Genomic DNA, 25,190 nt, shown 5'->3' on the forward strand with positions numbered 1-25,190 from the left:
AAGAAATGTTACCAGAAATTAGTGGACTTCAAAGCTATGCACAAGGTGCGGTCGTTTCAATTATTGTCATTGTGGCGTTAATATTAATTATTATCTGCCTTGCTAAAAGAGAATTTGGTGGATTAGTTGCAGTGATTATTTTAGCAGGTGTCTTGATTGTATTTGCACGAAATCCAGAAGGCACGATGGTAAAAATTGCCGAAGGGATTATCAATAAGCTTTTGAATATGGGCGGTTAATCAAATTGGCGATAAGTTCTTTTAAGAGCTTATCGCCTTCTTTTTTTATCAAATGATTGAAGGGAGAAACAAATGAAACCAATCAAAGCAATGAATTATACGAGTATGTTTCAAGCGCCTATAAGTATGCAACTGAAATTTTGGTACAAAAAGAAAATGGTGGTATTGCCTTGGCGCTTATCTTTACAAGGTATTTTGGTATTTATAGGGAGTTTTTCTTTTGTTCGATTTGTGCTCGCTCCTTTTTTGCGTATGATTCAAAGTGCAACAGGATTAATTTTGTTTGAATTTTTAGGGACATTAGCAAGTTCGTTTGGCTTAACCTTTTTATTGTTAAATTTGCCGTTAGAAGGAAAGCGAATCGATCAATTTATAAAAGATTATTTTTTGTTTTTTGTTAAAGTGATGGTACCTAAAAAAGTAGTGTATAGAGGACGTTATCGTCCGTATAAACAAGCGCCAGTGGTGTATCTAACCGAAGAATGGTAGGGAGGTAAAGCAAATGCAAACGATTTTTCATTCACTATTTCCTTTCATGACTAAAAAAGAGGAAGTAGTGAAATTTAAGTATCCGATTACGTATTATCATAAAAATTTATTAATTACGAAAGATAAAGACGTATGGGCGTATTATTTTATTCAAGAAACACAAGTTCAACTTCACGATCAAGAAATGAGACAAGAAGAAATTGGTACAAAACAGTATATATATCATGAATTAGGTAAAAATTATAAAGGAATTGATTTGAGAATTTTACCTTATGAATTTAACTTGAAAGAATTATTTGAGTCATTAAAAGAAGATTTTAATCCTGAAAATCCAGAGATTCCTACTTATTTTGCCGATCAAACCATTGAACAATTAAAGCGTTTATATGGTGATTTAAGTAAAGATATTTTTGTTTTAGGTGTAAAATTGCGTGAGTATAATGCAATTACTAGCCGTGCAGAAGCAATTAAGATTGGTTTAGAAGAGGTTGAAAAAGATCTATTAAAGATTTTAGGTGGTGTAACCAGTGATGGAAAAAAACTTTTAGAAGAATTTGAGCAAAAAGAAAATGATTTGTTTCAAGAATTAAGCATGATCCATCCGATAAGGCTAACAACAAAAGCATTAGCGTACTTACAAAAACGACAATTTTTGCGAAATACTCCTCATTTTCGTTCAGAAGAAGAACGGGTACAATCATTTGATGAAATTACGGAAGCAATTTTATTTCCAAATGTAAAAAGAGGGGTTTTAGGTGTTCAAACTGAGTATGGTACTCAATATCTTAGTTTTTTACCTGTATCCGAGTTTCCAGATAATCTACAAGGTTATGATTTATTTTATTTGAAACAACAATTTCCGTTTCCTTGTGAGTATCTAGTGAATGCAAAATCATTGGAGAGCAACGATCCATTTTTTGGTGTGAAAGCAAAGGCCATTGGTAAAGGAAAAGAATTAAAGAATAGTGTTCGTGATATGCAAGCAAGTGGGATTCCTGTAAGTGGAAAATTATTGCGAGCGAAATATAAATCAGAACAAGCATTGCAAGATATTGAGTCTGAAGAAAGCTTTTTCCGTTTTTCTGCTGTATTTGTGGTTTATGGCTCAACACCGAAGCAGTGTCGGGCACGTGCACGCTCTTTACGTTCTACCCTAAGAAAAATGAAAGTACGAGTAGAAATGCCACTAGTAGACCAAGAAAAATTATTCCATCAATGTTTAATTGGTTCTCGAGAAGAAGACATCAAGTATTGGAAACATTTTTGTACGAGTTATGGTTTATCAGAATTTCTTTTTGGCGTATCCAATGCGTTAGGAAACAAAGTTGGTTGGTTTTTGGGCGTTCAAACAGATGGAAATCGAAAAATTACGAGAGATATGGCAGTGAAACGCTCAAGAAAATTTGTTTTTTGGAATCCATTAGCAAACAATCAAAATATTTCAGGAGCAAGTGCCAGTCCACATATTGAAGTAACAGGAAGTACAGGAAATGGAAAAAGTTTCTTATTGAAATTGTTTTTTTGGATTCTTCAGCTAATGAATGTTCGTACGTTGTATTTTGATCCAAAAGTAGAGTTGGAAAAAATAACAAAAGAATTATTGAGTAATAAGCAATTTTTACAGAAATATCCAGTATTTGTCCGATTGTTGAAAAAAATTGCTTTTGTGACTTTAGATGCGAAAAATAAGGAAAATCATGGTGTGCTAGATCCAGTCGTTTTTTTACCTACAAATGAAGCAAAGACAGTAGCGGAAGATATTTTAAGTCAAGTTTATGATTGGAAAAAAGATGATAAAATTCGTAATCAAATGATGGCCGCGTTGATGCGTGTATTAGAAGATCGACAAAATGGGAAAGAAGTTGGTTTGCGTACATGGGTCACGATGTTGGTTCATCATCGTAATCCAGCTATTCGTGAAGTTGGAGAAATTTTTGAAAATGAAATTCAAAATTCTGTTTTGGAGTTGATTTTTAGTGATGGAAAAAATCGAACGTTGTCGTTAGATAATCGAAGTACAGTTTTATCTATTGAAGGCTTAACACTGCCTGAACCAAATCAAAATCCACTGGAGTATACACAAAGTGAGCGAAATTCGATTGCTGTTATGTGTTGTGTGGGTGAGTATATTCGTTTATTTGGAAAACAGAATCCAGAACAGTATACGTATGAAATTTTTGATGAAAGCTGGGTATTATCCACTAGTGCAATTGGGCGGCGAATTATAAAAGAGATAAAAAAGGTCGGACGTGCGCAATGCAATGGCTGTATCTTTGCTTCTCAATCTGTGAAAGATACAGATTCTGAAGAAATTCAAGGACAGTTAGGAATGATTTTTGCCTTTGATGAAGCGTCTGAACGTCCAGAGATACTAGAAAAATTAAGTATGCCAGTAACAGATGAGAATATCGAACTGTTGAAAAACTTACAACAAGGACAATGCTTAATGAAAGATAGTTATTCACGAGTAAACAAATTATCGATTCATGCTTTATTTCCAGAATGGCAGTTGGCCAACAAAACGGTTAAGCGAACAGCAAGTGGAAATTTAGAAGAACAATACCTATAACACAAGGAGGGAGAGCGTTGTTAACACCTATAGTGCAAGTAAAAAAGAGGAAAATACGGAGACAGCTACTTTTAGTAGCGTTTCTTTTTTTTCTGTTCTTTTTTTGTTTTTCAAGCGGAGTATTTGCTGAAGGCGTAAAAATTCAATCAAGTGGTGGCTTATTGAAGGATGATGTAGATTTAGATAATCTGCGTTCTTATATAGGCGATATTTCAGGATTTTGGGGAATAATGTTTGGAAAAGGTTGGACAAATACCATTAGTGGGTTTGCAGATACGCTGTTTCAATTCACTGGAGTAATTTATCAAATTTTTGATTTTGTCATTGATAAATTATATTCGATGGATATTTTATCGCAACTTAGTCATGTGATTACAGAATTAACGAACAATATCTGGCAAACATTAAAAAATAATTATGTAGGATTGATCCTTTTATTTTCGTTCTTTTCAATTATACGAAAAATTTTATTAGAAAGTGCAAAAGAAGCTGTTTTATTTTTAGGAAAAATTCTTTTAGTCTTGGTGGTTTCTGGTATATGGTTTCCCCATGCGTCAACCTACTTGAATAGAATGAATGATATTTCTTTTGAATTTCAAGCGGAAGTTCTGCGCATTGCAGGACAAACAGACGAAACCAGCGCATTAAGCACAGAAAATGGAAACGATAGTGGAGCAACAGCTACAGAGATTATTCGAAATGAGTTGTTTCGTCAAACGATGTATCGTCCTTTCTTATTATTGAATTATGGAACAACGAATGTTGAAAAAATTAATGGTATGTACGCCAAAGTAAAAAGTGAAGAAATTCCCAAAGATACAAATGGAAAGTATTTAGCAAGTAAAGAATTTGCGAAATTAGATAGTAAGAAACAAAAACAACAATTAAAGGATTTAGCCAAGCATAATAAATATCTAACAGGAGAAAAAGCAGGGTTTAAGTTTATTATATCCATAGTGTCGATTTTTGGTGTATTTCTTATGGGAATTCCTCTTACTGTTTTAGCGTTTGTTAATGTATTTTTACAGTTGTTGACTATATTGTATCAATATATTCTTCCACTTGTCGCAATAGTCAGTTTATTACCACGTTACAGTGATGGGTTCATTAATTCTATTGGTAATATCGTAAAAATTTACTTATCTAAAGGTGTTTTGGCCATGGCAATTTTGCTGTTTTGCTTGATCAATACAACCATTGATTTATTGATTCCCCCAGAAAATTTCATACCCGTATTAGGGAACGTTTTTGTGAAAGGACTCGTGTATATTTTGTTGTGGAAATCAAGACATTTTATTCTTCGTTCATTAATGAGTGCTTTAAGTGGACGAGGAAGTGATGTAATGGTTCAAATGCAACAAGGTTCGCAAGAATTTTTCCAACAAGGTTTGGACAAGGTGTCTGATATGAAAGATTCAGCAATTTCTAGTGCTAAAAGTGCAGCACTTATGGCAGCTGGCATGCCACCTGAATTAGCTTTAGCCAATGATTCAACTGGAGGAGAAGAAAACGTATCGGATTATACTGGTGATGAAGAAAAAGACGAAGATAATCCTGAACAGGATACTCTTTTGACACAAGAAGAGGAAAACGATTTTGATGGAATGGACGACGAAACGATGGATAAAGATTCTGAATTTGAAAATGATTTGCAAGAAGCAGATCAAAGTAATCGAATCAATGAAATGGATTTACCTGATTCAGAACTAGAAATTCAAGAAGAAATGGACAAAGTGGAAGAACCAGATCCAATTGAATTAGAAGAACTTGATGTGCCAGATATTCCAGAAGTTTCAACTGAAGAGAATGAAGAGATACCTGTCGAAAATGTTCCGATGAGTGAAGCAAAAGAGAGAAATAAAACGGAAGAAGAAATAACACAACAAGAGCAACAGCAAACCATGACACAAAATTATCAAAAAGAATCAAAAATTGGAACAAATAGCACCACTGATGAAAAAGGAAAGACACAACAAGTGCCAAATTCAACAGTACCCAAACCAGAAACACCTGTTCAAGTATACCAACAATTTCAAGAAGGAGATAAAAACCTAACGATTAACCAAAAACAACACAATGAACAACATGCGCATATAGACGTGAAAAATCAGACAACTAATCGAATTCGAGGAAATGAATTTGAACGTTTATTAAGAAAATACAGAGGAACAGGGCGTAAATGATAAAGAAACTTTTATGTTTACTCGTTCTAGTATTTTCTTTTTTGTTTTTAATCGTTTTAGGAAGTAGTTCAGTTTCTGAGAATCAAAGAGCTATTGATTGTGAAGTGATTAGTGATGTTCAGGTGGTTGCTGTTAATAAAGACATGACGGAAAATGCCAAGCAAATTTATAGCAATTTAAAAAAAGCATTTCCACAACTTACCGCTCAGGCAATGGCGGGGATTTTAGGAAATTTTCAACAAGAATCAGGTATTATGCCAACAGCCGTTGAACGTCCAAATGATCCTTTATCTGGTCATGGAATTGCACAATGGACAGCTGGGCGAACAACAAATTTAAAAAATTTTGCGAAGGAAAAAGGAAAAGAATGGTCTGATCTAGGTTTACAAATCGAGTTTCTGATTTATGAGTTAAATGGTTCAGAGAAAGCTTCTCAAAGCGTATTCACTTTAACTTCAGTGGAACAAGCAACAGAAGAATGGCAAATTAAATTCGAACGAGCTGGAATCCCTGCAATGGGGAATCGATTAAATTATGCCAATCATTGGTATTCAGTACTAGGGACTAGTGATCCAATCTCAGAAAGTGCTTTGTCTGTTGGGAGTTCGACAGGTTCAGAAGAAGAATGTGAAGAAGAAATTTCTAACAACAATGATATTTTAGGTGTTGCAAAATCATGGCTAGGCTGGTTTCATTATCCTAATCCAATTGCACATTCGATTGATATGATTGGTGGAGATCCGCTAAATCCTGATAAAGAAGGCTATACAGACTGTTCTGGTTATGTTTGGTTGGTATTGAATAAAGCAGGGTATAAAGTACCTCCAGCAATGGGATGGTATACAGGTTCAATGACTAGTGATGCTCGAGAGGCTCAACAGTATTTAAGAGAAATTTCGCCAAATGAAGCACAAGCAGGAGATATAGTAATCGTCAATCTTGGAGGTGGCGCAGGAGCAAATGGCCATACAGGTATTTTAACTGAAAATTGGAAAGGGAAAGAAACAAAAATTATTCAAGAAGGAGGAGGACAGGATCGTGTGTCTATTGAAACGTTTGGAAATTCCTTTGGCGCGTTGTTAAACGGTGGAGATATTTGTTTAGCAAGACCAATAAAAAAATAGGAGAGAAGAAAAAATGAGAACAATAGGTATCGTGTTATCAATGAGTGCGATTTTTTTAGTCGCACTCTTTTTTGTTGTTCAAAAAGAACAAAAAGAAATAGAAGGACTTCAAACAAAAGTTGTTGAATTAAAAAAAGAAAAAACTTATTTAGAAAAAGAAATCCAGCGAAGCGAGCATACAAGTCAAATAAATAAAGAAGCATATGATTCTTTAGTAAGACAAAAAGAAGTATTGGAGGAACAGCAATTAAATACAGAAACAAGTGAGCAACGAAAAAAATTTGCGGATATTACAAAAAAACTATTTCAAAAAATGTATACTTTTACTCCCGAAACGTATGGCTCACGGAAAAAAGAGGTAAAAGAATGGTTGTCTGAAGAGTTATATCAACAATATTTTTCAGAAAAGACAACAGTCGGAGATTCAAATGGAATTTCTTCAGATTTACTTTCATGTGAAGTATACGTAAAAGCTTGGACAACAAAAACGATTGATGGATTAGTGGTAGTGAAGTATTCAAGTGGTTCTGCTTATGGCAGTCAAAAAGGAATGAATCTTTTTTCTATTTCATTCAATCCAGAAAGTCAACGCATTACAAGAATGGATAATTTAGGAAGTGGTTATACAAGTGATCTTTTGGAATAAAAGAAGGAGATTGTTTTTGTATATTATTCTTGTTTTTTTCTTTTCAGTTCATTTAGGAATTAAAGGAGCAACTACTTGGATTCATTATAATTTGACATCAAAGAAATCTGTCGTACTTTCAAAGGAAGATTCACGAATTAAAGTGTTTTATCGAGAAGATTGTAAAAGTTGTCAACAACTTTATCCGCAATTGTATTGGCATAATGTATGGTATCAAGATTTACTATTTGTTAATTTATCTGTTCCAGCAAATAGAAAATATATTCAAGAATATCAGTTAAAAAAAGTTCCTACTTTTGTTTTTGAAAAGAAACGCTTGATTAGCAGTGAAAAGGAAGAAGTGTTCTCGTTTATTCGATTGAATAAATAAATGGGCCAAAAACCTACATTTTGAGTGGCCAAAAAACGACAGTTTTAAATGGCCAAAAAAATTAGAGGAGACGGATATATGGATTTGATAAAAAAAGATACAAAAATTTATCGGATTTTAGTTGAGATTGATCGCCATGGGATTATGACGGTGAATCAATTATTACAATGGTTAGATACCTGTAAAGGACATGTTTCTTATAGTGTGAATAAATTAGAAAAATTAGGATTTATCAAAGTTTGTCGGATTTACAAAGAACATTGTTACTATATTACGCAAGCGGGAAGTGAATACGTTGGTTTGATCAATTTTGGTTATACTCAGACTGAAAAAGAACCAAATACGACCATTTTACAACACAATTTAAAAATGGTAGAAGCCTCTTTTCAAAGTTTAAAGGAATGTTGTAAAAATGAACCAACAAAACAGTTTTATTTGATTACAGAGCGAGAAAATTTAGCATGGTGGTATACAGATTTAGAAAGAAAGTATTCAGGACGAACACTTATGAGAGAAAAAGCAGCGTTACGTAAAAAATTACCAGATTATTTGATTCGTTTTGAAGCAAATGGAGAAGAATGTACTGTTGCCTATGAATTGGAATTAACTAGAAAATCGCACGAGTATCTTTTAAGAAAGTTAAAATGGTACGCGGATCAATTGTCTTTAGAAAATTATCAAGTGATTTATTACGTATGTGAAAATAAGAAAATTTTCAATTATGTGTTCCATAATGCAGAAAAATGTGGTGTTCCAGTTTATTATCAACAATTTGAACCGATGGAGAGGAAATAGTTATGGGAAAAAATAATTCAGATTTTTTGAAAATGGATCAGTCTTCGAAAAGTGGAGGTTTATCGAATCGAGCAGTGATAGAAATGATTTTAGGATTACTAGGCGTAGGTTTTTTATTTTTCTTTTTACCTGCTGTTTTATTAGCGATTTTATTGACCTATCTATTGAAAAATTTTTCTAAAAAATGTTGGGAATGGTGGGGCTTTTTGGGATTTAGCTTTTTCCTTTTTCTTTATCTTACTAATTATTCGTGGCTACCACTATTTCAATTTGGCGGATTATGGCGTACGATTTGGGCAGACGGTGTACGTTTTGCGGAAGAAATGATTCAAAATGGCGCACCTTTTGTGATTACTGCTAAAAGTTGGTTAGGAATAGGAATTTTAACTGGGTGTTTTACATGTTTATTTCTGTTAGGGTATCGAGGACTTGAAAAAACATGGTTTACAAAGGAAAAAGAAGCAGAGAAAAAAGACTATTTAACTAGTGATCGCTTCAAGAAAATTTTTCGTGATAGAGGAAAAATTTTAGCACAACGACAACGAGCATATCGCCGTTCTTCTAACAAAAAAGTTTATTTAGGAATGAATACGAAAGCTAAAGATATTTTTTTAGACATTCATTCTTTTTTTACCCATTGTTTTATTTGCGGGACAACAGGTAGTGGAAAGACCTCTTTAATGTACAATATTTTAGAAGGAGCTTTAAGAAATGGCTTAGGAACTGCATTTATTGATGGAAAAGGTGATCCAAAAACAGAAAAGGAAGTAAGAAAAATTGCAGAATTCTATGGAAAGAAAGTCTATGTTTTTTCTGATAGAACAGACTTTCACTATAATCCTGTTCGTTATGGAAAAGCAACGGCTATTAAAGATCGCTTAATGGCAACGTTGGATTGGTCAGAATCATTTTATGAAAAAGAAAGTGAGAACATGTTGCAAATGATTATTCGTTTTGTTCAAGATTTTGCAGAAAAAGAAGAGTTAGAGGAACAAAATGGAGTAGTTAGACCCAAAGAACAAGGGGAACGATTGCGTAGGGATTTACAAACAATTCATCGATTTTTGGATATGGAAGAATTAGCAAATTATCTTTTTATAGAACAAAAACGAACAGAAAAAAAAGAACCGATTCAAGAGCAAAAGAAAGTTAGTGAATTGGTAGATCAACAGAAAAAAGTGATTCAATCGAAAACTTTTGGGAAAGATTTGTTATATGCAAAATATAATCAGTATTTTTTTGGTAAGTCCTCTCTTACCTACGGTGATATTGAAGCAGCTGCTGAAATGAAGGGGGAAAAGATTAAACTGATTCAAGGATTACGAACACAATTAGAATTGTTAATTTATTCGGATTTAGGAGAAAAATTTTTAGAAAATGAAGTACCAGAAAAAAACTTAGATTTATTTAAAATTATACGAGAAGGTCACGTCGTTCTTTTTTCATTCAATTCAAACGATTATTCAGGATTTATAAAAACGTTAGGACGTTTTTTGATTGCGGATGTTGCACATGTAGTAACAAAATTATATGCGGAAACAGAAATGACGAAAACTGAACAAATAAAATCAACCTCTTCTATTTATCAAGGAGGTATAGGTTTTTTTGATGAATTTGGTAGTTATGCTTCAAAGAAAATTATAGATATTGTTTCTAAAGCAAGAAGTGCAGATTTTGGGGCAGTATTAGGCGCACAGTCTCAATCTGACCTGAAAACAGAAGAAGGCGATTTAACAGGGCGTATTATTGATAATGTTAACTTATTTTTGTTAGGACGAGTTAATGATCCAGATAATGCAGAATATACGTCTCGTCTTGCTGGAACCTATGAAGACATTGATCGAACTGTTATGACAGAAAATAAAGGAGGAATTTTTCGACGAATTGAAACCAAAGAAGATCGTGGAACGATTCGAAATGTGCGAAAATTTATTTTTGATCCAGATACAGCCAAAGAGCTACCAAATCATACTTTTTTTATGGTAGATAAAACAGGAAACAACTTGTCAATGACAAAGGAACAAATCTATTCGCGAAATGCATTAGATGGGTTGAAATAAAAAGGTGGGAAAAGCATGCGGAAATTAATGAGTATTACGGAATTAGCAGATTATTTTCAAACAACTCCTCAAGAAATTCAGAAATATATTGAAAAAAATCAAATTGAAGCAGAAACTATTGACTACGAAGGAAATGAATTGTATCGATCTGAAGATAGTAAAGCAATGAAACAATATTTTGAATCTAAAAAAACTGTGACGTCAATATCTGAGGAAGTAGTTGAAAGAGAGAAGCAAATGGAACCGTGTATGACAATTACTGAAGCAAGCAATTTATATCAAATTTCATACACTAAATTACAACGATTAATTAAAAGCTATCAAATTAAACCGATTTATGTTGGTGAGAAAAATAAAAAATATTATGCGATAACAATTTTAGAAAAAATAATTACAAAAGAAATTCAGAATATGCAAAACACAGTAACGACGGAGTTTTGCAAGGGTAAGCCAACTCAAAGTGAATCAGTAATGCAGGGAGAAACAGAGGGAGAAAGCGTGCGAAACTCAATAACGACGGAGTTTTGCAAGGATAAGCCAACTCAAAATGTTGCAGAAATACAGGAAGAAACAAAGGGGAAAAGCGTGCAAAACACAGTAACGACGGAGTTTTGCAAGGATAAGCCAACTCAAAATGTTGCAGAAATACAGGAAGAAACAAAGGAGAAAAGCGTGCAAAACACAGTAACGACGGAGTTTTGCAAGGATAAGCCAACTCAAAGTGTTGTAGAAATGCAGGAAGAAACAGAGGGGGAAAGCGTGCAAAACTCAGTAACGGCGGAGTTTTGCAAGGATAAGCTAACTCAAAGCGATTCAACAATACAAGAAGAATCAGAAGGAAATGAGGAGGAAGAAATGTCACAAATAGAAAGACAAATGTATGAAGAAAAAATTGCTTATTTAGAAAGAGAAAATCAATTGTTACGAGACCAATTAGCACATGCCAATACAATCAGTAATGATGTTGTAAAAGTATTAGATCAAGAACAAAGTTTACATTTATTGTCACATAAGGAATCTGAAAAGATTTTACCTACATTTAAATTGCCTAAACTTGCTCTGGAACAATTAGATGAAAAAAAGGAACAAATTGAGCATTCGGAAAAAACGTTAAAAAACTGGTGGATAGAAAGAGGAAATAATAAATAGAGTTTTTTGTTTGAATTTTTATTAAAACATGATTGAACGTTTAATATTATAGATTAACAATCTAAGGATCTCCTATATTAAGAATAGAATAGTTTTTTTGAGTAGTATGTTTGAACAAGTTTAGCTTCACACAGTCACTACAATGAACTAATGAATACTATATTTAATTTCAAATATCTTTAAAAGCTTATATTTTCGATTTAAGAGGTTTTAGAGCAGTTTAGGTAATTTCTATCACAAAAAGATAAAACCTTTTAAATCGAATTTTAAAAATCGATTTAAAAGGAAGAAGAATATGAAGAAAACAAATGAATTATTGATAAAAGAACTAGAAGATTTTGGTTATTTTCCTTATTTGGAAGATGAAAAAGATAGTCATTTTTTTGAGTTGAATTTTGTAGACAGTTCAATTGATGAGCTCTCAATTATTGATATTAATGTGAATAATGATGGTACATTTGAGATCGGAAAATATAGTTTGACTTTCTTTGTTGCAGAATACGAAGAACTACAAAAAGTAATTTCTATTTTTTATGGTGCGATATTTTCCTTAGAACTAGAACGAATTCTAGTAAATTGGGTACGCTATTCAATTACAATACCGTTAATTACTGCTAACACTATTGAAGAACTAAAAGAATACGTCCGAACATTAAAGTACTTACTTGAAAAAGTTTATAATGAAGTGAAACAGGATTAATCAAAAGCGTGCAAAACTCAATAACGGCGGAGTTTTGCAAGGGTAAGCCAACTCCAAGTGAATCAGCAATACAGGAAGAAACAGAAGAGGAAAGCGTACAAAACTCAATAACGGCGGAGTTTAGCAGGGATAAGCCAACTCAAAGCGTTCCAGAAATGTAGGAAGAAACAAAGAGGAAAAGTGTGAAAAACTCAGTAATGACAGAGTTTTTCAGGGTAAGCCAACTCAAAGCGTTTCAGAAATGCAGGAAGAAACAGAGAGAAAAAGCGTGCAAAACTCAGTAATGGCGGAGTTTTGCAAAGATAAGCCAACGCAAAATGTTTCAGCAATGCAGGGAGAAACAAAGGAGAAAAGCGTGCAAAACACAGTAACGGCAGAGTTTTGCACGAGTATGCTAACTCAAAGCGTTTCAGAAATACAGGAAGAAACAGAAGAGGAAAGTGTGCAAAACACAGTAACGGCGGAGTTTTGTAAAGATAAGCCAACTCAAAGTGAATCAGTAATGTAGGGAGAAACAGAGGGGAAAAGTGTGCAAAACACAGTAACGACGGAGTTTTGCAAGGATAAGTCAACTCAAAGTGAATCAGCAATACAGGAAGAAACAGAGGAGGAAAGCGTGCAAAACTCAGTAATGACGGAGTTTTGCAAGAATATGCTAACTAAAAATGCTTCAAAAACAGAAGAGAAAAGAGCAATAAAAAATGTATAAATCTTAGTTGTTTCTTTTGAAATTTGTTTGAATTTTCATTGAAACATGATTGAATAAGGATTCAAAAAAGGAGTCCGTCAAACCTTGGTATTATAACATTTCTAAGTGCTCGGCGGAGGAGACTTCCCTAGCTCCACGTATTAAAATACATGTACCTAGGGAAGTCTCCTCCGCCGAGCACAGAAAAGTAAATAATACCAAGGTTTGACTCAGAAATAAAAATGATAGTTTAGTCATCTAATTTGATAAAAGGGAAAGGAAATCAACCCCTACCCCAATCTTGGGGTCTCAAAACTAACACCCCCTAACCCCTCTTTCAGCCTCTTTTGAAAGAGGGGGGAATCACCCCCACGGCCAACGCCCCATGTTCTTGGGGCTGTCCAGAACCATAAACTTGAGAGAAAGTAGAAAAAGAACAGGAGTAGAGATAATTTAATATGTTGTTTAAAGGAAAAAGATTCGAAGGAAAGAAAAGCTTAAAAAGTGCAATGTTTTGAAAAAGAAAAAAAGGGAAAGAACGAAGACGAGCTTCGTTCTTTTTTTGTGCCAGCAAGCTGTCACATTCAGACGCAAGCGTCTGAATCGGCTCGTTTTTAGGAAGGACTAGCTTGTTTGATTTAACCGTTGTCAAAGAAGTGGGCGTTCGAGAGTCCCTAATCGTATATCAGTCATTCGGCGAGTATAACCTAAAACATAACCTGCCAATTGCCAAGGGTAAAATGCACGCACAAGTGCGCCCTTGGCAATCGTCAGAACATGTTTTCGAGCCGGTTATGCCGAAAGACCGCTATACGAAAAGGGACTCTAAACAGAATCCCACTTTGATCCTTGACAACTAAAAGCAAAATCAAACAAGCAGGCCTTCGTCTAAAAACGAGCCGAATAAAAACCTTGGGGGTTGCACCCCCAAGCCCCTGCGCCTCTGACACACTACCGAAAAGGTGGGTGGGGGTGGCGAAAAAATCAAATAAACCATTCTATTTCAGAAAGGAAGAAACAACTATGAAAACAAAAGAAGAGCAACTAAAAGAACAAGCAAGAAAAGAATTGCAAGAAAGAGGATTGATTATTGAGGGAAATTTTGAAGGCGATTTTGAAACATATATTGGTTGTTACGCTAGACCAATAAACAAACCTACCGCATTAGACCCGATGAATGAACAAGAAGTGCAAGAACAAGAAAAACATGCAGTAAATGGCTTTCCACAGGATTTTACCGAATGGTATGAGTGGGAAATTATAAACGGAAAGCTTGAAAATTTCTTATAAAAATCACATGACGAACAAAGAGAATCATTCTCTTTGTTCGATAAAAAAATAAAGGAAGGAAAAAGACAATGAAAAAAAACACACCTTATCAAGTGGGAGACATTTTTTATAGTAGTTGGGGCTACGAACAAACGAACGTGACATTTTGGCAAATTGTGAAGTTAACAGAAAAAACAGCATGGTTTCAGCCTATTCAAAAGAAAACGTTTGAGCATTATTCGTCTATGAGTGGAAAAGTGGTGCCAATGAAAGATAATTTTATCGAGTATCCTTTAGCAAAAACACAAGACAGTATTGTAAAAAAACGAATTGATCCAGAAACCTATCCTGATATGTTATACGGTTATCGTAGTTGGGACACGTTTCATAGATATAAAGAACAAGCTGTTTATGAAAGTAGTTATTATTAAGGGGATAGTTTCCCCTTTCAAAAATATAAGAATGGAGAGAAAAAACAATGATGAATTCAGTGAATTTAGTAGGACGATTAACAAAAGAAGTGGATTTAAAATATACGCCAAAAGGGAATGCGACAGGAACCTTTATTTTAGCTGTTAATCGAAATTATACGAATGCAAATGGTGAGCGTGAAGCAGATTATATCCGCTGTGTCATTTGGAGAAAAGCTGCGGAAACTTTAGCAAAGTTTACTGGAAAAGGTAGCTTGATTGGCATTAATGGACGTCTTCAAACAAGAAATTATCAGAATCAGCAAGGACAGACAATGTATGTTACAGAAGTTCTAGTGACAGACTTTTATTTATTAGAGAGTAAAGAAGTGAATGAACAACGAGCAAAAGCGATAACGAATAATCAACTAGAGCAATCAACACTTGAAAATGACGTTCAAATTTCAGATAGCGACTTACCATTCTAAACATGTTAGTAGCGAACAAATAGTTAAGAGATAAAAAAGTTTTGTTCCATACCTGATTTTTCAAGTATGGAACAAAAAATAAATAGAAATACGATAATTTTTAAAGGAGTGGAAAAAATGAGAAAATTAAAAAGAAGTATTTTTATTGTGTTTGCGTTATTCGGAATAGTAGGAACAGGCTGTGAAACAATTGACGTTCAAAAAGATTCCTTATCAGAAATCAAACAAGTATTCACAAAACGAGATGAAAAGCAACTACAAAATTCACAAGTAGAAATAGTGAATCAAAATAAGCCAAACTTTTCTGAAGAAGATTTTTCGTTAGAAAATGGCAATTGGCAAATTTTTTCGGAGTTGGATCGTTTGAATCGAGTAGGTGTAGCGAGCGCACTTTTGCATAAAAGCAGAATGCCTACTGAAGAACGAGAACGATTATATATTAAGCCGACTGGCTGGAAACAAAAGAAAATGAAAAATGGCGACTATCTCTATAACCGTTGTCACTTGATTGGGTATCAATTGACAGGTGAAAATAATAATCCAAGAAATCTGATGACAGGGACACGTTCATTTAATACTCCTGGAATGGTGGAATATGAAAATAAAGTAGCAGATTATCTGAGAAAAACTGGAAATCATGTTCTGTATCGAGTGACACCAGATTTTAGAGGAAATGAGTTAGTAGCTAGAGGTGTACGTATCGAAGCGCAGAGCATCGAAGATAATCAGTTATCGTTTCATGTATATGTGCATAATGTACAGGAAGGCTACACGATTAATTACTTAACTGGTGAATCTTCTGTAAATTAAAAAAAAAGATAGTCCTTGTTAAAAAACAAGGACTGAGGAATAAATATGAAAATTATTAAAAGTCTTAACAACTTTATTTTAATAAAAAAGGAGAGAAATTTCAAGATGAATAAACGATTTGTTGTCGCACTTGTTTTATTGGGAATGGTTACTAGCTTGTTGCCTAAGGTTATTCAATTGGGATTGTTTTTTTAGTCTGTTTGTTTATCTTTATATTTCGTGGGACGAATATTTATATAAACAATCTTTGAAAAAAAGAAGGGAGCAAAGTCAAAATGTATAGACATTATCGAGCAGTGTTATCTTCTGAATTGTCAAGACTATGGTTATCGAACCCTTCGACGAGTGTATGCTTGTTTTGGATATAAACAAACTCATTTAAAAGAAAGAAGTGTTTTTATTGAAAAAAGCTAGTTTAGGTCCACATGTGAACCCAACAGCTCCACATGTGGAGGAGAAAGCCAGAATTGATTGTATGGTTTCTCAGGAAGTAAAAAAGATGTGGCATGAAATTACAGAAAATGATCGTCAGTTTAGTTCAGAACGATATTATCCTGCCCATACATTAGAACGAATGATTCGAGCAGAGTATCAGGTAATGAAAACATTTGGTGTTCAAGGAGGAAGAAAAAAATGACAAAATTTATCACAGTAAACAACAAAAAAGGTGGAACAGGAAAGACTAGTGTTTCTTGTATGTTAGCAGTGTATCTTTCAAAATTTGGAAAAACATGTTTGATTGATTCAGACGAGAGTGGCAATGCGACAAAACGGTTTACAGAAGAGAGAGATGAACAAGCAGAACTAACACGACTATTTAGACGTCAAGAGGTCATACCTATGGCGATTCGAGAAAATCTTGATTTAGTCGCAGGTACACCAGAGCTTGAATTAGTAAATGCAGAATTGCTTCAACGAATGAATAATACATTAATTTTTAGTAGCTATTTACGACAATATGACACGTTTGAAAATTATGAGTATGTGGTGATTGATACACGAAACGATAGTAACATTATTACGAATAATATGTTAACAGCTTCTGATTTAGTATTGGGAGTATCTGATCCAAGTGCAGATGGTTTTGAAGCGTTGTTAGGTTTAGAATCGCATATTGAATATTTACGAAAAGAATTAGTGGACGTGTTCACGGGAAAAAGTTATGTTCGAGCAACCGTTCGATTCATAGGCAATCAAATTTCGCACAATACAGATGTGTCCAGACAGTTTAAACAATTAATCGCAACAAATACTACATTTCTAGGCTATTTTCAAAATCGGACAGCATTTGATGAAGCAAGTTTACAGCGTATTTCGTTATTAGATTTGTTTGAGCAAGAAAAGTATCAACAAAAGCAATATCAGGAATTTAAAAAGCAAACATATGAGTTATTAGAAAGAATCAAGCAATGTGTCGATGGTTTTTAGGAAGCGAGCGAAGCAATGCTTCCTAAAAGACCTATGTAAAAGACCTATGTAAAAGACCTATGTAAAAGACCTATGTAAAAGACCTATGTAAAAGACCTATGTAAAAGACCTATGTAAAAGACCTATGTAAAAGACCTATGTAAAAGACCTATGTAAAAGACCTATGTAAAAGACCTATGTAAAAGACCTATGTAAAAGACCTATGTAAAAGACCTATGTAAAAGACCTATGTAAAAGACCTATGTAAAAGACCTATGTAAAAGACCTATGTAAAAGACCTATGTAAAAGACCTATGTAAAAGACCTATGTAAAAGACCTATGTAAAAGAAAATCCACTTGTTAAAAAATGAACAAATCGATTAAAATAACTATAAAGAGAAAGGGAAATGAACAATGAATCACTTTGAAGCGATACAAAAAAAGGTTTCTAAACAGGAACGAGTTCAAACAAAAAACATTATTCAACCGTCAAATGCTATTCAGAAAATGGCGAAGCGTGAAAAAGAACGAAAAGAAGATTATGTATTCACGCTTTATCCAAGTGATCGAGAAAAATTAAATGAGTTAGCAAGTCAGGCGGGATATATCACGCCAAAAGGTCGCCCAAATGCTTCTGCATTTTTGACTGCATTTATTCGTCAATTCTAAAGAGGTGAAATGAATGGATGAAGTATTTGTGTTTACAGGAACATTGGATTGTTTTACACGAGAGCAAGCACAAAATTTAGTTGTAGCATTAGGTGGACGATTTCAACAAACCGTAACAAAAGAAAGTACCTGTTTAATTGTAGGAAAGCAGGCACTAACATTATTTGGTTCGGATGAATCTGTGAAAAGAAAACAAGCAGTAAAAAAACAGTTGAAAATTCTATCTGAAGATGAGTTTCTGACGTTGTGTATCAATCAGTTAGTGAAGTATCAAACTCTCAAAATAAGTAAATAGTGAAACAAGAATAACACCAAGTTTCTATTAACTTGGTGTGTACATAAAAATTCATAAGAAAGGAAACAAAGAACCACTATGTTTGCCAATTTATTGACAGACTTACAAAATATACTTCTATCAGAAATAGATGTTCTATCAAAAGAAAATCAATTGATACGTCTTGGTTCAAGAATGATGAATGATCTTTTTACTCAATATATTAAAATGTATGAACCAGTGTTATTGCAAAAGTATCAAGCACAGGGCTATTCTATTGGAAAAAAGGCAGAACGAAGTGTCTATTTTCTATTTGGAGAAATTACATATACACGTACGCCAGTAGAAAAGAATGGCTATATTGTTTATCCGATTGATGAGCTATTAGGATTAGAACGCTATTCAAGATATTCTGTAGGGACTAAATATGCGTTAGTGTCGTTGAGCATGGTCACGTCTTATCGAAAATCCGCAGAATTAATCGAAACGATAGCAGATATAACTACGTCAAAAGATACTGTAATGAAAATTGTCCATGAATACGGAGAAAAATATAAAAATTATGAAGCCTATTTAGAAGAATATGGAACTGCAGGTACGAAAACAGTCGATTATTTGTATATTGAAGGAGACGGTGTATTTATTGGTGGGCGAGATGGAAAAAATAGAGAACTGGCTCATTTTATTGTTCATGAAGGAGTTGAAACAAACGGAAATAGAAAATGCACGAAAAATCTAAAACAATTTGTTGGTTTAGGTCATAGAAAAACGTTGAATCGATTAGAAAATTATTTGTATCGCACATATAACCTGAAGAATACAATCATTGTCAGCAATGCAGATGGAGGAAAAGGCTATACGCAAGCAACTTTCAAAAGTCTTTTGCCGAGTGTGAAAAGGCATGAACATTTTTTAGATCGTTACCACATTTCAAAAAAATTGGAGCAACGAGTATTTGTACCAGAGCTAATCGATGTGTTTCAACAGGCGATTAATCAGTATTCTTATGAGCGTGTGCGTACGGCATTAGATACATTAGAGAGTCATGCGACGACACAAGAGCAAGAAGAACATGTTAAACGATTAACGAGCTATTTGAGAAGAAATTGGAAAATAATCAAACCATATCATATACGAGATTTGAGTGGAGAAAAAGAAGGAATTGGAATAATGGAAAGTTTACACCGAATATTGACTTTCCGTATGAAGAAAAATAGTAAATATTGGGGTGTAGGTTTGGAACCGATGGCGTGGCTGTTAACAACGAAACGCAATGGTACTTTGAAAGAGATTTTCTTAGAAAAATGGAAGTCAAATTTTGAATTAGATGATCGAATCGTTTCAGAAATTGGCAATCAATATAATCACTTCTTTGAAGACGAGAAAGCAGAAGTTGGTAAAATTCCGACAGGAAGAATCAATTTTAAAAATCAGACCAATCGTATACACGAAATTTTCAAATATTTTAATGGAATATAAAAAAAGTCCCTATAGTTAATTCTATAGGGAGGCAAAATGCACTTGTTTCAATAATCTATTTTAATTTTTCGTGTCTGAAATATAGCATATTTTAGTGAGTTGCGCAACTAAATTTTTAAAATAGAGGCGTAAGTTTCTTTTGTGCATATTTTTTTCTATAACAAAAAATATCTAGTTAGACTTGCAAAAAAACAAAAATATGTTAAATTAAAAGGGAAAAATGAATCGATAAAAAGACGTAAAAAAAATTAAATAACAAAAGTTTGAATCTATTACACCAGAGTTTCTCTAATTATATTTTAATTTTTCGAAGGGGAATTTGTTTTAGGGTAAATTTCAGACACATACGATTCCTACGAAAACAATTGACTTTTTAGCAGATCTTTCTTATACTTTTGACTATAAGCTAAAGGATATGAGGAATCTTATTTTGATCACAGAAAGCCGTTCATTGCTGAGAGAAGGGCATCAGATAAATTTACTTGCTCCCTTTAGATGGACTTGATAGAAATATCAACGCGACTCTGCGTTATAGAGCTTAAGAGGTAATGATCCAACATCATTGCAATCAAGGTGGTACCGCGAGCAATCGTCCTTGACTGCAATGGTGTTTTTTGTGTTCACAATCTGCCACTTAAGAGGGTACAAAATATAAATAGTTAATTATTAATAGAAAGTAGGAAAATCAATGAAAGAATTAACAAGTAGTCAAGTTCGCCAAATGTATTTAGACTTCTTTAAGTCTAAAGGACATTCAGTAGAACCAAGCGCTTCTTTAGTACCAGTAAACGATCCAACATTATTATGGATTAACTCTGGTGTTGCGACCTTGAAAAAATATTTTGATGGCTCTGTTGTGCCAGAAAATCCAAGAATTACGAATGCTCAAAAATCTATTCGTACAAATGATATTGAGAATGTTGGGAAAACGGCTCGTCATCATACAATGTTTGAAATGTTAGGGAACTTCTCAATTGGAGATTATTTTAAAAATGAAGCGATTCACTGGGCTTGGGAATTTTTAACTGGTGCTGAATGGCTTGCTTTTGACCCAGAAAAATTATATGTGACTGTTTATCCGAAAGATACAGAAGCAAAACGCATTTGGCGTGATGAAGTTGGTTTATCTGAAGATCATATTATTGATGTAGAAGATAACTTCTGGGATATCGGTGCTGGTCCAAGTGGTCCGGATACGGAAATCTTTTATGATCGCGGCGAAGAATTTTTAGATATTCCAGAAGATGATCCAGAAAATTATCCTGGTGGCGAAAATGAACGCTATTTAGAAATTTGGAACTTAGTGTTCTCTGAATTTAACCATACACCAGAAGATACGTATGAACCATTACCACATAAAAACATTGATACGGGCATGGGCTTGGAACGTGTTGTATCTATCATTCAAGATGCACCAACAAATTTTGAAACTGATTTATTTATGCCAATCATTCATGCGGTAGAAGCTTTAGGAACCAACGTAAAATATGGAGATGCACCACAAACGGATGTTTCCTTTAAAGTGATTGCTGACCATATTCGCGCCTTGTCCTTTGCAATTGGTGATGGTGCGCTTCCTTCAAATGAAGGTCGTGGCTATGTGTTACGTCGTTTATTACGTCGTGCGGTAATGCACGGGAAAAAATTAGGCATTAATGAAGCCTTTTTATACAAATTAGTGCCTGTTGTTGGCGAAATCATGGTAAGCTACTATCCAGAAGTATTACAACAAAAAGACTTCATCGAAAAAGTGGTTCGGACAGAGGAAGAACGTTTCCATGAAACCATCAATGAAGGTTTAAGCATGTTAAATGAGGTTATTAAAGAAGTTAAAGATGCAAAAGGCGATACATTAGATGGAAAAATTATCTTCAAACTTTATGATACTTTTGGCTTCCCCGTAGAATTAACGGAAGAAGTTGCAGAAGATGAAGGCTTGAAAGTCGACCATGCTGGGTTTGAAACAGAAATGGAAGCACAGCGTGAACGTGCTCGTTCTGCCCGCAGTAAAGAAACTTCAATGGGTGTTCAATCTGCTTTATTAACAGATATTAAAGTAGAAAGTAAATTTGTTGGCTATACAGAATTAACACATGATAGTGAATTATTTGTTATTATTCAAGGTGACGCACTAGTAAATGAAGCATCTGCAGGAACAGCCGAATTAATTTTTGCTGAAACACCATTTTATGCTGAAATGGGTGGACAAATTGCTGACCGCGGCTATGTAAAAAATACCGCAGGGGAAGTCGTTGCCAACGTGGTGGATGTGAAAAAAGCACCAAACGGTCAATTTTTACACAAAGTAGAAGTTTTGGCGCCATTAGCAGAAGGCCAAATTTATCAATTGCAAGTGGACGAACGGATGCGGACACGTATTTTGAAAAACCATACGGCAACCCATTTATTGCATCGTGCTTTAAAAGATGTGTTAGGGGAGCATGCCAACCAAGCGGGCTCATTAGTTGCACCAGGACATCTACGTTTTGACTTTACTCATTTTGGGCAAGTTACATCAGAAGAACTAGCGCGGATGGAAGCCATCGTTAACGAAAAAATCTGGGAAGCTATTCCTGTTGTCACAATTGAAACAGATATTGATACAGCGAAAAACATGGGCGCAATGGCGTTATTTGGCGAAAAATATGGCAAAGAAGTCCGTGTAGTTAATATTGGGGATTACTCTATCGAATTATGTGGTGGAACACACGTTGCTAATACAGAAGATATCGGGATTTTCAAAATTGTTTCTGAATCTGGAATTGGTGCAGGAGTACGCCGTATTGAAGCAGTGACGAGTAAAGAAGCGTATCAACTTTTACAAGAAGAAGAACGTCAATTGAAAGAGATTGCTACATTAGTTAAATCACCTCAATTAAAAGAAGTGGTTACGAAAACAGAGCAATTGCAACAACAATTACGTGATCTACAAAAAGAAAACGAACAATTGGCTGGCAAATTAGCGAACCAACAAGCTGGTGACATTTTTAAAGATGTCAAAGACGTCAACGGTGTTCGTTATATTGCCGCTCAAGTCAATGTTAAAGACATGAATCAATTACGCCAATTGGCTGACCAATGGAAACAAAAAGAATTGTCTGATGTACTAGTTCTGGCAACTGCACAAGATGAAAAAGTAAGCTTGTTAGCGGCTATGACAAAAGACATGAACGGGAAAGGCTTAAAAGCCGGTGACTTAATCAAAGCAATTGCGCCAAAAGTTGGCGGTGGCGGCGGTGGTCGTCCTGATATGGCTCAAGCTGGTGGGAAAAATCCAGCAGGGATTGCGGATGCCTTAGCAGAAGTTGAAAACTGGTTGGCAAATGCCTAATTAAAAATGTTTTCCCTATTATTAATATAAGGAGAATGCTCTTTATAGCAATAATGACAGCCCTCTTCAAAGTTATGAAATTGATTTTGAAGGGGGTTCTTTTTTATAAGTGATTACGGAGAGAAAACAGTAGATTGCACGAATGTGTAAGTTTTCATCTTCAATTGACAATGGTATAATAAGCAACGGAGGAATCAAAAATATGAATGAAAATCAATTATCAAAACGTCTCGCAACGGTTGGTGATTTAATCCCTAGAGGAAGTCGCTTAGCAGACATTGGTTCAGACCATGCTTATTTACCAGTTGCTTTAATGTTAGAAAATAAACTGTCTTTTGCTGTGGCTGGGGAAGTGGTAGAAGGCCCTTATCAATCTGCCAAAACCCAAGTTAGTAAATCTAATTTGACGGATAAAATTATCGTACGTTTAGCGAACGGGCTAGATGCAATTGAACCTGAAGATCAAATAGATGTCATTAGTATTTGTGGAATGGGCGGCACATTAATCCGAGATATTTTAGAAGCTGGACGCAAAAAAAATCGTTTAACAGGGAAGGAACGCCTTGTTTTACAACCGAATATTGGTGAACCAACTTTACGCCGCTGGTTAATGGCAAACGACTACAGTATTATTGATGAAACAATCGTGGAAGAAAACCGTAAGTTGTATGAAATTATCGTAGCCGAAAAAACAGAGCAATCCGTTTCTTATACGGACCAAGAATTACTATTTGGGCCAGTTTTAATTAAAAAACAAGGACCGGTTTTTACCAAAAAATGGCAACGAGAATTAAAACAGCGCAAAACTGTTCTTGCACAACTAGCAAAAGCAAGTGGAGAACATATTGAAAAACAAGTGAAACTACAGCAAGACCAACAATTAATTGAGGAGGTGCTGGCCAATGGCTGTGAACGGTAAGACATTGATTCGACGCTTCAATGACTATTGTCCCGAGTGGCTAGCTGAAACGGGAGATCCTGTGGGCTTGCACATTGGTACGTTAGATAAACCAATTGAAAATGTGATGGTTACCTTAGATGTTCGTCCTGAGGTCGTTGCAGAAGCAATTGAGAAGCAGGTTGATTTAATTATTGCGAAACACCCACCTATTTTCCGCCCAGTTAAGCGATTAACCACAGATAATTTTCAAGAAAAAATGTACGCTGATTTATTAAAACACGATATTGCTGTTTATGCTGCGCATACTAACATGGATATTATTGACAATGGGCTAAATGATTGGTTTTGTGAATTATTGGGAATTAAACAGACCACCTTTTTAACTAAAACACATACTGTTCCTTATAAAAAATTAGCCGTTTTTGTGCCTATTGATGAAGCTCCGCAAATGAGAGAAGCTTTAGGTCTAGCTGGCGCCGGGTCTCAAGGTGATTATTTTAAAACAAGTTACTCTTTAATTGGAACAGGACGTTTTACACCAACACAAGGAGCAAATCCCACGATTGGCGAAATTGGTCAAGAAAGTGTCGTCCAAGAAGCAAAAATCGAAGTGATTTTCCCTGAAACTAAACAAGAACAAGTTCTTGCAGCTATGTTACAGGCGCATCCTTATGAAGAACCGGCGTATGATGTTTATACCATTGAAAATCAATCAAAAGAATTTGGTTTAGGTCGGGTTGGAGTATTAGACAAGCCTGTGAGACTCTCTGATTTTGTACAGCAAGTCAAGGAAGCTTTCCAATTGGATGGCTTGCGGGTCATTGCAAAAGATGATACTAAAATGATTCAACGGGTAGCCATTTGTGGTGGAAGTGGTGAAAAATTCTATCATGATGCATTACGTAAACAAGCCGATGTCTATATTACTGGTGATGTGTATTATCATACGGCACATGACATGATTGCTGAAGATTTACCAGTTATCGATCCTGGTCATTACATTGAAGCGCTTTGTAAGCCAAAACTTGTGGAATTAATGAATCAATGGAAACAAGAAAATGAGTGGGCTGTATCCATTTTTGAATCAGAAGCGAATACCAACCCATTTCGTTTTAAATAAAAAAATGAAGATTAAAGGA

General features: G+C 34.6%; 25 protein-coding genes. All 25 read left to right on the top strand.

What is annotated here, in order from left to right:
• Positions 1–5: 5 nt before the first annotated feature.
• The 25 genes from IGJ90_RS06170 (at position 6) to IGJ90_RS06290 (ending at position 25,171) form a co-directional block, all read left to right on the top strand.
• The gene (locus tag IGJ90_RS06170) at positions 6–239 is read left to right on the top strand and encodes a TcpD family membrane protein (protein ID WP_438767770.1); all 234 of its coding nucleotides are present in this window, start codon (positions 6–8) and stop codon (positions 237–239) included.
• Between the two features lie 72 nt (positions 240–311).
• Positions 312–728 carry a TcpE family conjugal transfer membrane protein gene (locus IGJ90_RS06175; RefSeq protein ID WP_438767772.1) on the top strand — a complete coding sequence of 139 codons (417 nt, stop codon included), beginning with the start codon at positions 312–314 and terminating at the stop codon, positions 726–728.
• A 13-nt stretch (positions 729–741) separates the two neighbouring features.
• Positions 742–3,297, top strand: a complete 2,556-nt coding sequence (locus IGJ90_RS06180) for an ATP-binding protein (protein WP_438767774.1) — start codon at positions 742–744, stop codon at positions 3,295–3,297.
• A gap of 17 nt (positions 3,298–3,314) precedes the next feature.
• The gene (locus IGJ90_RS06185; protein ID WP_438767776.1) at positions 3,315–5,480 is read left to right on the top strand and encodes a CD3337/EF1877 family mobilome membrane protein; all 2,166 of its coding nucleotides are present in this window, start codon (positions 3,315–3,317) and stop codon (positions 5,478–5,480) included.
• Positions 5,481–5,521: 41 nt separating this feature from the next.
• The gene (locus tag IGJ90_RS06190) at positions 5,522–6,604 is read left to right on the top strand and encodes a phage tail tip lysozyme (protein ID WP_438767778.1); all 1,083 of its coding nucleotides are present in this window, start codon (positions 5,522–5,524) and stop codon (positions 6,602–6,604) included.
• A gap of 13 nt (positions 6,605–6,617) precedes the next feature.
• Positions 6,618–7,250: a hypothetical protein gene (locus IGJ90_RS06195; protein WP_438767780.1), complete on the top strand. Its 633-nt coding sequence runs from the start codon at positions 6,618–6,620 to the stop codon at positions 7,248–7,250.
• Between the two features lie 16 nt (positions 7,251–7,266).
• Complete coding sequence (locus tag IGJ90_RS06200; RefSeq protein WP_438767782.1) at positions 7,267–7,620, top strand: thioredoxin domain-containing protein; 354 nt, start codon at positions 7,267–7,269, stop codon at positions 7,618–7,620.
• A gap of 78 nt (positions 7,621–7,698) precedes the next feature.
• Entirely contained in the window at positions 7,699–8,415 is a 717-nt protein-coding gene (locus tag IGJ90_RS06205) for a MarR family transcriptional regulator (RefSeq protein ID WP_438767784.1), read from the top strand.
• A 2-nt stretch (positions 8,416–8,417) separates the two neighbouring features.
• Complete coding sequence (locus IGJ90_RS06210) at positions 8,418–10,475, top strand: type IV secretory system conjugative DNA transfer family protein (protein ID WP_438767786.1); 2,058 nt, start codon at positions 8,418–8,420, stop codon at positions 10,473–10,475.
• A gap of 15 nt (positions 10,476–10,490) precedes the next feature.
• Positions 10,491–11,624, top strand: a complete 1,134-nt coding sequence (locus tag IGJ90_RS06215) for a hypothetical protein (protein WP_438767788.1) — start codon at positions 10,491–10,493, stop codon at positions 11,622–11,624.
• 295 nt (positions 11,625–11,919) lie between these two features.
• Positions 11,920–12,324 carry a hypothetical protein gene (locus IGJ90_RS06220; RefSeq protein WP_438767790.1) on the top strand — a complete coding sequence of 135 codons (405 nt, stop codon included), beginning with the start codon at positions 11,920–11,922 and terminating at the stop codon, positions 12,322–12,324.
• A 241-nt stretch (positions 12,325–12,565) separates the two neighbouring features.
• Entirely contained in the window at positions 12,566–12,832 is a 267-nt protein-coding gene (locus tag IGJ90_RS06225) for a hypothetical protein (RefSeq protein ID WP_438767792.1), read from the top strand.
• Positions 12,833–12,853: 21 nt separating this feature from the next.
• Positions 12,854–13,033: a hypothetical protein gene (locus tag IGJ90_RS06230; RefSeq protein WP_438767794.1), complete on the top strand. Its 180-nt coding sequence runs from the start codon at positions 12,854–12,856 to the stop codon at positions 13,031–13,033.
• Positions 13,034–14,035: 1,002 nt separating this feature from the next.
• Positions 14,036–14,302: a hypothetical protein gene (locus IGJ90_RS06235; RefSeq protein ID WP_438767796.1), complete on the top strand. Its 267-nt coding sequence runs from the start codon at positions 14,036–14,038 to the stop codon at positions 14,300–14,302.
• A gap of 68 nt (positions 14,303–14,370) precedes the next feature.
• The gene (locus IGJ90_RS06240) at positions 14,371–14,712 is read left to right on the top strand and encodes a hypothetical protein (RefSeq protein ID WP_438767798.1); all 342 of its coding nucleotides are present in this window, start codon (positions 14,371–14,373) and stop codon (positions 14,710–14,712) included.
• Positions 14,713–14,759: 47 nt separating this feature from the next.
• On the top strand, positions 14,760–15,179 hold the full coding sequence (ssb, locus tag IGJ90_RS06245) for a single-stranded DNA-binding protein (protein WP_070363920.1): 420 nt from the start codon (positions 14,760–14,762) through the stop codon (positions 15,177–15,179).
• Between the two features lie 117 nt (positions 15,180–15,296).
• Positions 15,297–15,989: a DNA/RNA non-specific endonuclease gene (locus IGJ90_RS06250; RefSeq protein WP_438767800.1), complete on the top strand. Its 693-nt coding sequence runs from the start codon at positions 15,297–15,299 to the stop codon at positions 15,987–15,989.
• 400 nt (positions 15,990–16,389) lie between these two features.
• The gene (locus IGJ90_RS06255; RefSeq protein WP_438767802.1) at positions 16,390–16,626 is read left to right on the top strand and encodes a hypothetical protein; all 237 of its coding nucleotides are present in this window, start codon (positions 16,390–16,392) and stop codon (positions 16,624–16,626) included.
• Positions 16,623–17,417, top strand: a complete 795-nt coding sequence (locus tag IGJ90_RS06260) for a ParA family protein (protein ID WP_438767804.1) — start codon at positions 16,623–16,625, stop codon at positions 17,415–17,417. Before IGJ90_RS06255 ends, IGJ90_RS06260 begins: the two co-directional genes overlap by 4 nt.
• Positions 17,418–17,811: 394 nt before the next feature.
• Positions 17,812–18,066 (top strand): hypothetical protein, encoded by a 255-nt coding sequence (locus IGJ90_RS06265; protein WP_438767806.1) that lies wholly within the window; start codon positions 17,812–17,814, stop codon positions 18,064–18,066.
• 13 nt (positions 18,067–18,079) lie between these two features.
• Positions 18,080–18,361 (top strand): BRCT domain-containing protein, encoded by a 282-nt coding sequence (locus IGJ90_RS06270; RefSeq protein ID WP_438767808.1) that lies wholly within the window; start codon positions 18,080–18,082, stop codon positions 18,359–18,361.
• Positions 18,362–18,439: 78 nt separating this feature from the next.
• A complete protein-coding gene (locus tag IGJ90_RS06275; protein WP_438767810.1) occupies positions 18,440–19,819 on the top strand; it encodes an ISLre2 family transposase in 1,380 nt (459 codons plus the stop codon).
• Positions 19,820–20,507: 688 nt separating this feature from the next.
• Positions 20,508–23,150, top strand: coding sequence for an alanine--tRNA ligase (gene alaS, locus IGJ90_RS06280; RefSeq protein ID WP_002366615.1), 2,643 nt, complete (start codon positions 20,508–20,510; stop codon positions 23,148–23,150).
• A gap of 202 nt (positions 23,151–23,352) precedes the next feature.
• Positions 23,353–24,069 (top strand): tRNA (adenine(22)-N(1))-methyltransferase, encoded by a 717-nt coding sequence (locus IGJ90_RS06285; protein WP_002360431.1) that lies wholly within the window; start codon positions 23,353–23,355, stop codon positions 24,067–24,069.
• Positions 24,053–25,171, top strand: a complete 1,119-nt coding sequence (locus IGJ90_RS06290) for a Nif3-like dinuclear metal center hexameric protein (RefSeq protein WP_002366616.1) — start codon at positions 24,053–24,055, stop codon at positions 25,169–25,171. The genes IGJ90_RS06285 and IGJ90_RS06290 overlap by 17 nt, the downstream gene beginning before the upstream one ends.
• The last annotated feature ends 19 nt before the right edge of the window (positions 25,172–25,190 follow it).

This window comes from Enterococcus sp. AZ129 (genome assembly GCF_051714505.1).
Classification (GTDB): domain Bacteria; phylum Bacillota; class Bacilli; order Lactobacillales; family Enterococcaceae; genus Enterococcus; species Enterococcus faecalis.

Bases quoted from the DNA above. Each gene is read 5' to 3' on its own strand.
- IGJ90_RS06170 (WP_438767770.1), top strand. From the start codon at position 6: ATGTTACCAGAAATTAGTGGACTTCAAAGCTATGCACAAGGTGCGGTC.
- IGJ90_RS06175 (WP_438767772.1), top strand. From the start codon at position 312: ATGAAACCAATCAAAGCAATGAATTATACGAGTATGTTTCAAGCGCCT.
- IGJ90_RS06180 (WP_438767774.1), top strand. From the start codon at position 742: ATGCAAACGATTTTTCATTCACTATTTCCTTTCATGACTAAAAAAGAG.
- IGJ90_RS06195 (WP_438767780.1), top strand. From the start codon at position 6,618: ATGAGAACAATAGGTATCGTGTTATCAATGAGTGCGATTTTTTTAGTC.
- IGJ90_RS06205 (WP_438767784.1), top strand. From the start codon at position 7,699: ATGGATTTGATAAAAAAAGATACAAAAATTTATCGGATTTTAGTTGAG.
- IGJ90_RS06210 (WP_438767786.1), top strand. From the start codon at position 8,418: ATGGGAAAAAATAATTCAGATTTTTTGAAAATGGATCAGTCTTCGAAA.
- IGJ90_RS06215 (WP_438767788.1), top strand. From the start codon at position 10,491: ATGCGGAAATTAATGAGTATTACGGAATTAGCAGATTATTTTCAAACA.
- IGJ90_RS06220 (WP_438767790.1), top strand. From the start codon at position 11,920: ATGAAGAAAACAAATGAATTATTGATAAAAGAACTAGAAGATTTTGGT.
- IGJ90_RS06225 (WP_438767792.1), top strand. From the start codon at position 12,566: ATGCAGGAAGAAACAGAGAGAAAAAGCGTGCAAAACTCAGTAATGGCG.
- IGJ90_RS06235 (WP_438767796.1), top strand. From the start codon at position 14,036: ATGAAAACAAAAGAAGAGCAACTAAAAGAACAAGCAAGAAAAGAATTG.
- IGJ90_RS06240 (WP_438767798.1), top strand. From the start codon at position 14,371: ATGAAAAAAAACACACCTTATCAAGTGGGAGACATTTTTTATAGTAGT.
- ssb (WP_070363920.1), top strand. From the start codon at position 14,760: ATGATGAATTCAGTGAATTTAGTAGGACGATTAACAAAAGAAGTGGAT.
- IGJ90_RS06250 (WP_438767800.1), top strand. From the start codon at position 15,297: ATGAGAAAATTAAAAAGAAGTATTTTTATTGTGTTTGCGTTATTCGGA.
- IGJ90_RS06260 (WP_438767804.1), top strand. From the start codon at position 16,623: ATGACAAAATTTATCACAGTAAACAACAAAAAAGGTGGAACAGGAAAG.
- IGJ90_RS06265 (WP_438767806.1), top strand. From the start codon at position 17,812: ATGAATCACTTTGAAGCGATACAAAAAAAGGTTTCTAAACAGGAACGA.
- IGJ90_RS06270 (WP_438767808.1), top strand. From the start codon at position 18,080: ATGGATGAAGTATTTGTGTTTACAGGAACATTGGATTGTTTTACACGA.
- IGJ90_RS06275 (WP_438767810.1), top strand. From the start codon at position 18,440: ATGTTTGCCAATTTATTGACAGACTTACAAAATATACTTCTATCAGAA.
- alaS (WP_002366615.1), top strand. From the start codon at position 20,508: ATGAAAGAATTAACAAGTAGTCAAGTTCGCCAAATGTATTTAGACTTC.
- IGJ90_RS06285 (WP_002360431.1), top strand. From the start codon at position 23,353: ATGAATGAAAATCAATTATCAAAACGTCTCGCAACGGTTGGTGATTTA.
- IGJ90_RS06290 (WP_002366616.1), top strand. From the start codon at position 24,053: ATGGCTGTGAACGGTAAGACATTGATTCGACGCTTCAATGACTATTGT.